Raw genomic sequence first — 10897 nt, 5'->3', positions numbered from 1 at the left:
GCTTGCATACGGCGCGCTTGGAAGTCGCCACAGTTTGAGCAGCTAGAGATTTCACGGTAGGTAGTCTGAGACGGTAGCCACACCTCGATATCATAGGTTTTCACCGCGCCAAAGCCCATATCACCGCCACACAGTACAATCACCCGATACGGCAAACCAAGCTGCTGCAAGATATATTCCGCTTGTCCTGTCATGTCCTCTAAGGCTTGCATTGAAGTCTCAGGATGGACGATTTGCACCATTTCTACCTTTTCAAACTGGTGCTGACGAATCAAGCCGCGAGTATCACGCCCGGCACTGCCCGCTTCACTACGAAAACAGGGGGTATGGGCAGTCACTTTGATGGGCAACGTTTCAGGATCTAGGATTTTGTCACGCACGGTGTTGGTAAGCGGCACCTCTGAAGTAGGAATTAAGTAATACTCTTTTTCACCGCGCAGCTTAAATAAGTCTTCTTCAAACTTTGGTAGCTGCCCCGTGCCAAGTAGGCTGTCGGCATTGACCATATACGGTACATACATTTCCGTATAACCGTATTTGTCGGTATGGGTAGTAAGCATAAAGGCAATCAAGGCGCGGTTGAGTTTGGCGAGTTGACCTTTTAGCACGCTAAACCGTGAGCCAGTCAGTTTTGCCGCCATTTCAAAGTCAAGTAACCCCAAGTCTTCGCCCAAGTCGCTATGGTCTTTGACCTCAAAATCAAATTGGCGTGGTTCGCCCCATCGACGCATTTCGACATTGTCGTTTTCATCTTTACCTGCCGGCACGCTGTCATCCGGTAAGTTTGGGATGGTTAAAGCTGCCGCTTGAATTTTCTCCTGCAAGGCTTTGAGCGCGTCTTCTGCTTGTTTCATGTCGCTACTGATGGTTGCCATTTCTGCCATCAAAGCGTCGGTATTTTCGCCATTACGTTTCATCAAGCCGACTTGTTTGGCGCCCGCATTTTTTTTGGCTTGTAGCTCTTCGGTTTTGACTTGAATGGATTTGCGCTGTTCTTCGACTTGCTGCCAAAATGCTTTATCAAGCTCATAGCCGCGTTTGGCAAGTTTTTCGGCGACCGTGTCTAGTTCTGTACGCAGTAATTTTGGGTCGATCATGGCGATAAGTTCCTTAAATTGTTCAAACTTGAGTTAAAGCAGCAAAATGGCTGTTGATATCAGCATGTATGATACCAAGATTGCAGCGATTTTTCACGGTAGCGACTAGAAATACACGGCAAATTGACGATTTATCCGTCGTAGCTTATCGGTGTTCGCCCCTCGCTGCATTGGCGGTAAAACAAAAATTTATCAAAAAGTGCGATGTTAGGTTTATTTTTGGGTCAAGGTTGGGTAAGATAAGCCTTCTTTTATCGTTTTGTAACTATCGTTTGATAGTGAGTGAATTGTTTATGGCTCTGTACCCTTACACCCTACAACCTGTGGATTTGAATCTGACCGAGGACGAATTTCGTCAAGCACAGCTACAGCTGTTTGATGCCAACAACCAAACTTTGACCAAAATCACCCCAAAAACTTGGGCAATTTTGGCAGTCATTGTGGTGCTAGCGATTTTAGGTCTGATTTTTGTGCACGGTTATTCCACCATTGTTTTTTGGTTGATGCTCGTGGGTGTGGTGATTTATTTGCTGGCGCGTACCTACGGTCTTAAATGGTACGTGAAAAACGAATTTGAAAAACAAATGGCAAGCCAAAGCATGCCGCCAGAGATGCAACAAATCAAGCTTGGCGTACAGCAGCACGGGGTAGTGATGTCCATGCCTGCACCCAACATGCCCGCCATGCCACGCGGCTACAATCAGCCTTTGGTACGTAGCAGCGGTATGCAGCAAGCAGTCATCAAATGGGACAATGTCACCAACTGGCAAGAAACGCCTGACTATATTTTTATGATGTTTGATGTTAAAAATCCAAAAACGGGTGAAAGCCAACAAGGCAGCCAAATCGTCCCCAAACGCCTTGCCAACCAAAAATTCCCGATTGATACCCTACGTCATCATTTACAACAAAACATCGGACAACCAGGTTTTGATTTAACCGACAAACCGACTGATAAATATTTCCCAGAAAACAATTAAGACAACGATTAAGACTAAGACAACATTTAAAAAAAACTACTTATTGATGACCACAAAAACTGCAGCCAAGAAACTGCAGTTTTTTTATGGCGGCAAGCAAAACTATTTACCAAATTTGCACACAGTTACGCCAAATGTTTGATATCATTTTTAGGGTAATACCGTACATTTTAATTGATAAAATTAAATGTACTGATAAAAACGATTAATTTTAGTAACAGATTGTTTAGGCTTACAATTAAGTCCTAAACAAATAAAAATCATCATTTTAGGAGATAACAACATGGCAAAACAAGCCACTACAAAGCAATCAGCAACCAAACAAGATTCAGAACAATTAGACAATGCCGATAAATCAGGTGAAAAAGTGACTACCCCCAAATCTACCGCTTCCAAATCTGGCTCAAGTAAAACACGCGATATCAGCTTAGCCGCTGCAGACATGAGTGCCATTGTTGAGCAATTAAATACCTTATTGGCCAACTATCATGTGTTCTATACCAATGTGCGTGGCTATCACTGGAACGTGCGTGGCTCAGATTTCTTTACCCTCCATGTGAAGTTTGAAGAGTTATATACTGCGCTACAAATCCAGATTGATGAAATTGCTGAACGCATTTTGACCTTACAAGGCACACCACTACATGCTTATAGCGATTTCTTAAAAATCTCAAGCATCAAAGAAGACAAAAACGTCTCTGACGGTGTGGCGTGTGTGAAAGGTATTTTAACGGGTCTGACTATGACTATCGCTAAAGAACGTGAAATCATTGACCTAGCGGATGAAGATGACGATCAAGGTACTGCCGACCAATTGACTGCCTATGTGCAAGAACAAGAAAAATTGGTGTGGATGTACAACGCCTATCTTGGCTAATCGTCCCATCTAACCAAAAAGACGGCTTTGACAGTCGTCTTTTTTATTGCGTGTGTGTAAAAATAAAAACACAATATATAGATTTTCAAATGTCAATGAATTTAATTAGTTATTTTTTGATATATAAATATTTATATATTTCAATATCTTATGAATTTTATCCTTAAAAATCAAATCCTTGGGTGGATTGCAATTTCTATATGTTGTTATCTATAATAGCCAAGCACACTAGCCAGTTGCTCATTTTCAACTGATTTATTTGTTAGCTGATTTATTTGCTAACTGATACTGCTACGCCACTTGTCTTGAACTTTGATTGAAGAAGATTCACCGCTATGTCATATTCCATCTTTTGCCAAACCAAAAATGACCCATTGCTCGAGCCGATGTTTTTTGGTCAGCCTGTCAATGTGGCACGTTACGACCAACAAAAATTCCCTGTTTTCGAGCAGTTGATTGAAAAGCAATTGTCGTTCTTTTGGCGTCCAGAAGAAATTGACGTCTCCAAAGACCGTTTGGATTTTAGCAACTTGTCAGTGCATGAACAGCATATCTTCTTAAGTAACCTAAAATACCAAACCTTGCTTGATTCGATTCAAGGTCGTAGCCCCAATGCCGTGTTACTGCCGCTGGTGTCGATTCCTGAGCTAGAAACCTGGATTGAAACATGGTCATTTTCTGAGACCATCCATTCTCGCAGCTATACCCACATTATTCGTAACGTGGTCAATGACCCAAGCAAAGTATTCGACGATATCGTTGACAATCCTTTTATCCTGGAGCGCGCGACAGGGATTGCCAAGTTCTATGACGAGCTGTATCAACTATCTCAGCTATATAACCTATACGGTGAAGGTCGTCATGTGATTGATGGTAAACCCGTCGAGGTCAATTTACGCCTACTTAAAACCAAATTGTATCTATGTTTGGTGGCTATCAATGTGCTAGAAGCGATTCGTTTTTATGTGTCGTTTGCTTGTTCATTTGCCTTCGCTGAGCGCAAACTGATGGAAGGCAATGCCAAAATCATCAAAATGATTGCCCGTGACGAAGCGCTTCATCTAAACGGCACCCAGCATATGATTAATTTGATGCAATCGGGCAAAGATGACCCTGACATGGTAGAAATCGCCGAAGCCTGCCAGCAGCAAGCCATTGAAATTTTCAAAGACGCGGCTGAACAAGAAAAAGCATGGGCAAAATACTTGTTTAAAGATGGCTCAATGATTGGCTTGAATGAAAATATCTTGGTGCAATACGTCGAATACATTACCAACCTACGTATGGATGCGATTGGCTTACCCCCTATTTTTGCGGCGATTAAAAACAACCCAATTCCATGGATCAATGCTTGGTTGTCCTCAGACAACGTACAAGTCGCGCCCCAAGAGTCAGAAATCACCTCTTACTTAGTCGGTCAAATTGACGCAGAGCTAAGTGATGATGCGTTTGATGATTTTGAATTGTAATTCGTCATACGCTTATTTTATTTAGGCAATATAATCGATTATGGCATGGATTTTTACCAACAACACGCAGTTTTATCTGCATGACGCCGAGACGTTGCTACAAGGCATGCTTCGCTCAAAAATCCCTGCCAATCACCAATGCCTTGAAGGTTATTGCGGTACTTGTAAGCTCAAATACCGCCGTCGCCACCATGACACCCGTATCGACTATATTCACCCGCCGCTCGTGATGTTAGCCGATGACGAAATCCTACCCTGCTGTTGTCAAGTCAGGGGGACAATCGAGCTTGATATCGATTGATTTACCAAAATAACCCGCCAAAAACTGCGCGGAATACCGCATAAAGCGAAAACTTACCCGCTTTGCCTTTAATTTTCTCCCCGCGAACCTCATATAATCCGTTATAATAATAGGTTGACTACCGCTTTTTAACTATACTAAATCTTTATTTAGTCCTCGACTGTCATTTGCAGGGTGTATCCCTTGATAAAAATGAAGAAATACAGTCATTAGCTTATTTGTCGTGCTATTACATTATTTATTTTTTTAACCAATATCAAAGCGAGCCCTCATGAGCGAACATTCAACTTCTCAATTAGCCACGCTGATTCAATTAGGTAAAGAGCAAGGTTATCTCACCTATGCTGAGATTAATGACCAACTCCCCGAATCGGTAACTGAAAGTGACCAAATTGATGATATTATTCAAATGCTCACAGACGTTGGCATCAAGATTTTTGAGACCGCGCCTGATGAAGACGACATTATGCTTAGCGATGATGCGGATGATGACGAAATTGCTGTCGATGAAGCCGCCGCGGTACTTGCCTCAGTAGAATCTGAGCCAGGTCGCACCACCGACCCTGTGCGTATGTATATGCGTGAGATGGGTACGGTTGACCTACTCACTCGTGAAGGTGAGATTGCGATTGCTAAGCGTATCGAAGACGGTATCCGCGATGTACAACATGCCATGACCTTTTGGCCAGGTACCGTGGCCATGCTCATTAATGAATACCACCAAACCTTTGAAGGTGAAAAGAAAGTCTCGGATATTATTACCGGTTTTCTTGACCCTGAAGCCGCTGATGTCATCCCGCTTGCCGATGACGAAGAGGTAGAAATCGCGTTACCGATTATCAAACCCAAAGTCAAAGACGACAAAGCCGAGGATGAACTCGATGATGAAGCCGAAAATGCCGATGAAATCGAAGAAGCCGATGGCGAAGTCAGCGAAGATGCCGATACCGAAGAAGCCAGCGGTCTTGACCCTGAAGAAGTGCGTCTGCGCTTTGAAGAATTAGAGCAATTGTTCACCAAGGTCAAAGATTTATTAGCCACCCATGACCGTGATAGCGACGTGGTCAAAGCGGCGATGAATGAGCTTGCTAACTGCTTTATGCTGTTTAAGCTCAATAGCCGCGTCTCTGACAATATCATGGATATGATGCGCGAGGTGTATGAAGACGTGCGTAAAAACGAACGTCATATCATGAAACTGGTGATTCGCCGCGGTAAAATGCCAAAAGATGAGTTTCGCAAAACCTTTCCGCATAATGAAACCAACCTTGACTGGCTCCCTAACCGTATCGCAGGCAAACCTGTCTTTGCAGATACATTAGAGCGGGTACTTAATGAAGTGTTACAGTATCAAGGGCGTATCCAGCAGCATGAGCAAAATCTTGGCATGAACATCGACCAAATGAAAGTGGTCGCACGTAACATGTCTGTGGGTGAAGCCAAAGCCCGCCGCGCCAAAAAAGAAATGGTCGAGGCGAACTTACGTCTGGTCATCTCGATTGCTAAAAAATACACCAACCGCGGTTTGCAGTTCCTTGATTTGATTCAAGAAGGTAACATTGGCTTGATGAAAGCGGTAGATAAATTTGAATATCGCCGTGGTTATAAATTCTCGACCTATGCCACTTGGTGGATTCGCCAAGCCATCACCCGCTCGATTGCTGACCAAGCGCGTACCATCCGTATCCCTGTGCACATGATTGAAACCATCAATAAAATCAACCGTGTATCGCGCCAGCTATTACAAGAAATGGGACGTGAGCCGACCCCTGAGGAATTGGGCGAACGCTTAGAGATGGACGAAGTCAAAGTCCGTAAAGTACTCAAAATCGCCAAAGAGCCAATCTCAATGGAAACCCCTATCGGTGATGATGAAGACAGTCACTTGGGTGATTTTATTGAGGATTCGAGCATCTCAAGCCCAGTGGATGAAGCAACGGCACAAGGGTTAAAAGAAGCTACCCGTGAAGTGTTAGCCAACCTCACCGAACGTGAAGCCAAAGTGCTTAAAATGCGTTTTGGTATTGATATGTCTACCGACCATACCTTAGAAGAAGTGGGTAAACAATTTGATGTTACCCGTGAGCGTATTCGTCAGATTGAAGCCAAAGCGCTGCGTAAACTGCGCCACCCTTCTCGCTCAGAACATTTACGTTCATTCCTAGAGAATGATTAATGTTATATCCCTCCAAAAAAGCCGAGACAATGTTCTCGGTTTTTTTATGGGCGGATTTATGAATAAGGCTTTTCTATGGATGTGGCTTTTTATGAATAAGGTTATGGATAGATTTATGAATGGCGCTTTTTTCCACGCCAAATTCTAACGTCTTGAAATTATCGGTTTTACCCTCATTTAGACCCTAAAGAAATTTATAAAACCTTAGGTGATGCTATGAACGATAAAACAATTACGCTTAATAACTTGGAAGCCGCTGCATGTAGTACGCGAGCGGCGAAACCTACGGATATCCAGCACCCAGAATTGTGGAATTTTCCCATGGATTATCCGTTAAGTATCATCGGTCATGAGGGTCACAAAGAAACGCTACTTGATGAAGTAAAATTAATTTTGGGTAGTTTATTTCCTGAATTTGATTTGGCAAGTTTGACTATCAATCCATCGCGTACCGGTCGTTTCCACTCCGTACGCGCTAATGTATATTTGACAGAAGCCGAGCAAGTCAATAGCTTGTATAAAATGCTCGATGAAGCGGCAAGTATTCGTACCGTATTATAAACCTGTCATGGTTAAAAATGGCACGATTGATTAACTTACAAAAAAGCGGGATACATTAGTTATCCCGCTTTTTTTATCTGTTTTATATAGGTCATCAGCAGTTGATGCTTCGTTTGTCCGATTATTGGCTCAAAAGTAACAACTGATAGGCAGCTTTGTAGGCATCATAATCAAAATCATAGCTCGCCTCAAAGTGAGGTTTGAGTTTTTCGATTAACTCATTATCCTCATCAGATAGGCTAATATGCTTGGCTTGGGTCTGCATATCTTCGATAGCGATTTCGCCGAGTAATTGATTAAACTTATCGCGCGCCTGCTTTTGCTTGGCGATATCGGCAGCTGTCATGCGGACGGGTGCAGTATCAGCGCTGCCAGATTGCTGCCTCGCTGCCTGCTCTTGGGCGGTGGCTTTGTCTATTTTTGCACAGATTTTAGCAAGGCGGGTGCGTGATGTTTTATCAAGTTTATCTGTGTCCAAGAGCAGCGAACAAGCTTGTTGTTCTTCGCTTTCTTCAACAACATCTACTGCAGCTGCACTTTCTACATCGCTGGGTTTATCGCTGATAGTTTGATACAACTGGCTAAAAATCTGGGCGTCAGATTTGCCTTGCGCTTTAAGTTTGGCAATCTGTTGCAAGTATTGCTGATTGCGATAGGTTTTATCAACAATCCCTGCGATATGTTCAGCAAGTTCCTCATCGACATACGCATCAACGTCTGTAATGGCATCTTGCTGACGGCTATCGGTATTCATGACTGCATAATTATCGGCCTGTATTTTTGCAAGTTTGGTTGCAGCGGCGTTTAGCGCCGCCATATCTATTTCATTGAGGCTGGCTTCATCTTTTTGCAACACAAACTGGTAGGTATAAAGGGTGACAAACGTCTCGACAAACCCTTTGTTTTGTTTGAGTAGGCTATAGGACAAGGCTTCTAAATTCTTATCACTGTCAAAGACTTTGGATTGTTTTGTCGCCGCCCATAGATTGTTATCTTTTGATGCTTGTTGCCAAGTGATTGCCTTGTTGAAGATATCAGGATTGACGCGGGCTTTGCCATAATCATAAAAGTTAACCACTGTGCGCATTTGGGTCTTGGGCTGATTGGTAGTCGGCGTGGTGTTGTCAAATGCTGGCAAATCACTCATTGCTACCACATTGAGTAGTTGATTTTGGCGGTTGAGTCCGTAGCTGATACGGATGTCATCATCCATTGACATAAAGCTGCTATTTGCCTCTTTGCTTATTTCAGCTTGCAGCGCTTTAAACGCTTGCGGATTGGCCTCAATGATTTTTGCCAGTGCAGCGGCACTGACCAATTTGTCTGATTGGTATTTGTCAAAGGCTGCTAAGGCTTTTGCAGTTTGAGCTAATTCTTCACTGGTTGGTTCGTCTGTGGTTGGCTCGTCAGTGGCTGTTTGAGTCTCTAAACTGTACATTGCCTCTGCAGCATCGGCACTGGCTGGGTCAGCAGCGCTGTCATCTGATTGTGCCCGCATTTTGTCAATGGCTTCATACAGGCGCATGGCAGATTCATACGCTTTTTCCTCAACGCTTGCCAACTCATGGCTGTCAAAGGCTTTTTTCATCAGATACCGTGGGCTAACAGCAAGGCTACTAAGCTGCTTTAGCTCATCATCTTTGACAAAATCGGCTGAATTGATGAATGATTTTAGGTAGCGCTCATTGACGTGAAAGAACAGCAAATATTCGGCTAGCATTTGATTGTAGCCAATGCGGTAGCCAATGCGCTGGCTCACACCTTTGGCTTTATCTTCATTAGTCAAAGCCAATGTCTGATAATCGCTTTCTTTAGCAAGGGTGGCGTTTAGCAATGACATCTGTTCAAATACCTTGAATAAGGCTCTTTTATCTATCTTTTTATCTTTTAGCAGTTTGCTATAGTCATATTCTATGTAGCGTCCATCATATTGCGGGTCGGTGGCAAACTCAGAGAGTCCCGATAAGTCAGCATATACTTTGGAGCGCGCAAAATCAGCCGCCAGTGGCACTTTGATAAACGCCCCCGCATTGTTCTGCACGTAGCGAAATTCAGGCACGATTGACATTTGCCTTCTGCGAAGATCTACCACACCTGTGGAGGCAAACTCAAAGCGCTTGGTTAAAATATCCATCACTTGCCCCACTTCGCTTTGTTCACGGGTTTGGTGATTGACCCCCTCTGTGACCAAGGCTTGCTGGCGAGCATCAAGGTGCTGCGCTGCGCTAAGCTGCTGGATAAGTTTTAAACGATTAGGGCTTGCAGGTAGCGCTTGTGCACTACGTAAGGGCGGACGCACCACATTGACTCGATAGTCATAAGCATAGCTTTGGCGACTGACCAACTGTTGGTTGGCTTGCAACACACGTTGAGACAGCAGTTGACTTGCGCTTGGCTGCGTGGCACAGCCATGAATCCCCAGCATGGCAATGGCAAAAGTGAGAGGTTTTATACTAAAGGCGATGGCTTGTTGCGCATTCATTGAGCTTCCTTAACAAATTTTATTATAGAGCCTATCTTTATAACTGAATTGATTTTTTTTGTAAACAAAAAGCCAGTGTTATGCTACCGTGTTTACAAAGATAATGGGTAATCTAACGGAGTTTTGCTATCATACGGATTAAATACCGTAAAATTGCTTAAAAACTACTCATTTAAAAACTACTCATTTAAAAACCAGTCACTTAAAAACCACTTAGAAGAACCCTTATATGTCGCAACTTAGTCTACCCGCTAACCTTAGTTTACCTGCTAACCTAGAACACTTACTCACCCAATTTTTACAGGCGCAGCTGCCCAAGCCCATACAACTTGACCCAAGCGTGCTTGCTTACCGCTGGCAATCCAATAGCCGCACAGGCAGCGGTGAACTGGTACCTTTAACCGTGGATTTGCGATTGACGTTGGATGATTTGCTTGGCATTGAGGTACAAAAAAATAAACTGGTTCAAAACACGCGCCAGTATTTAGCAGGCTTACCTGCCAATCATGTACTCATGACAGGCACACGTGGGGCAGGAAAATCGTCGCTCATTCGGGCATTGCTCAATCAATATAAAGCGGATGGTCTTCGTATTATCGAAGTGTCACGAGATGATTTGGTGATGTTAGAGCCGATTCGCCAAGCGGTACGAGACCTTCATATAGCTCAGCCCAATCATGGCTGTCATTATGTGGTGTATTGTGATGACTTAGCGTTCAATGGACAAGATGAGAATTATCGCACGCTTAAAAGCGTGCTCGATGGCGCGCTAGATAGCGAGCAAGACAAACTACTGGTCTATGCGACCAGTAACCGCCGTCATCTATTACCGCAACTGATGAAAGACAATGTGAGCATTTATAATGGGCAAACCGATGAAGTCAATCCGTATGAGACGATTGATGAAACCGTGTCGTTGTCTGACCGCTTTGGGCTGTGGCTGTCGTTCCATCC

9 protein-coding genes are annotated in these 10897 nt (G+C 43.6%); 7 read left to right on the top strand and 2 right to left on the bottom strand.

What is annotated here, in order from left to right; genetic code table 11:
* Positions 1-1097 (bottom strand): serine--tRNA ligase (gene serS, locus RT064_RS10645; protein ID WP_313063315.1); only part of this gene is annotated, 1097 nt, incomplete at its 3' end.
* Between the two features lie 293 nt (positions 1098-1390).
* On the opposite strand from serS, the gene RT064_RS10640 reads away from it, so the two are divergent.
* The 6 genes from RT064_RS10640 to RT064_RS10615 all read left to right on the top strand — a co-directional run bounded on the left by RT064_RS10640 (position 1391) and on the right by RT064_RS10615 (position 7461).
* The gene (locus tag RT064_RS10640) at positions 1391-2077 is read left to right on the top strand and encodes a YcxB family protein (protein WP_313063312.1); all 687 of its coding nucleotides are present in this window, start codon (positions 1391-1393) and stop codon (positions 2075-2077) included.
* A gap of 283 nt (positions 2078-2360) precedes the next feature.
* The gene (locus tag RT064_RS10635) at positions 2361-2954 is read left to right on the top strand and encodes a Dps family protein (protein ID WP_409519567.1); all 594 of its coding nucleotides are present in this window, start codon (positions 2361-2363) and stop codon (positions 2952-2954) included.
* 335 nt (positions 2955-3289) lie between these two features.
* Positions 3290-4423 carry a class Ia ribonucleoside-diphosphate reductase subunit beta gene (gene nrdB / locus RT064_RS10630; protein WP_313063310.1) on the top strand — a complete coding sequence of 378 codons (1134 nt, stop codon included), beginning with the start codon at positions 3290-3292 and terminating at the stop codon, positions 4421-4423.
* A gap of 40 nt (positions 4424-4463) precedes the next feature.
* Positions 4464-4724 (top strand): 2Fe-2S iron-sulfur cluster-binding protein, encoded by a 261-nt coding sequence (locus RT064_RS10625; RefSeq protein WP_313063308.1) that lies wholly within the window; start codon positions 4464-4466, stop codon positions 4722-4724.
* Between the two features lie 271 nt (positions 4725-4995).
* Positions 4996-6900 (top strand): RNA polymerase sigma factor RpoD, encoded by a 1905-nt coding sequence (gene rpoD / locus RT064_RS10620; protein ID WP_313063306.1) that lies wholly within the window; start codon positions 4996-4998, stop codon positions 6898-6900.
* Positions 6901-7116: 216 nt separating this feature from the next.
* On the top strand, positions 7117-7461 hold the full coding sequence (locus RT064_RS10615) for a YbeD family protein (protein ID WP_224054120.1): 345 nt from the start codon (positions 7117-7119) through the stop codon (positions 7459-7461).
* 121 nt (positions 7462-7582) lie between these two features.
* Here RT064_RS10615 and RT064_RS10610 read toward each other — a convergent pair whose 3' ends face one another.
* On the bottom strand, positions 7583-9943 hold the full coding sequence (locus tag RT064_RS10610) for a hypothetical protein (RefSeq protein WP_313063300.1): 2361 nt from the start codon (positions 9941-9943) through the stop codon (positions 7583-7585).
* Between the two features lie 229 nt (positions 9944-10172).
* Here RT064_RS10610 and RT064_RS10605 point away from each other — a divergent pair.
* Positions 10173-10897: DUF815 domain-containing protein (locus RT064_RS10605; RefSeq protein ID WP_313063298.1), on the top strand; the 725-nt coding region annotated here is incomplete at its 3' end.

It is taken from the genome of Moraxella sp. CTOTU49097, from assembly GCF_032064105.1.
GTDB classification, from domain to species: Bacteria; Pseudomonadota; Gammaproteobacteria; order Pseudomonadales; family Moraxellaceae; genus Faucicola; species Faucicola osloensis_B.
The sequence above is the reverse complement of the archived record's forward strand: the minus strand, read 5'-3'. Positions and strand labels throughout refer to the sequence as shown.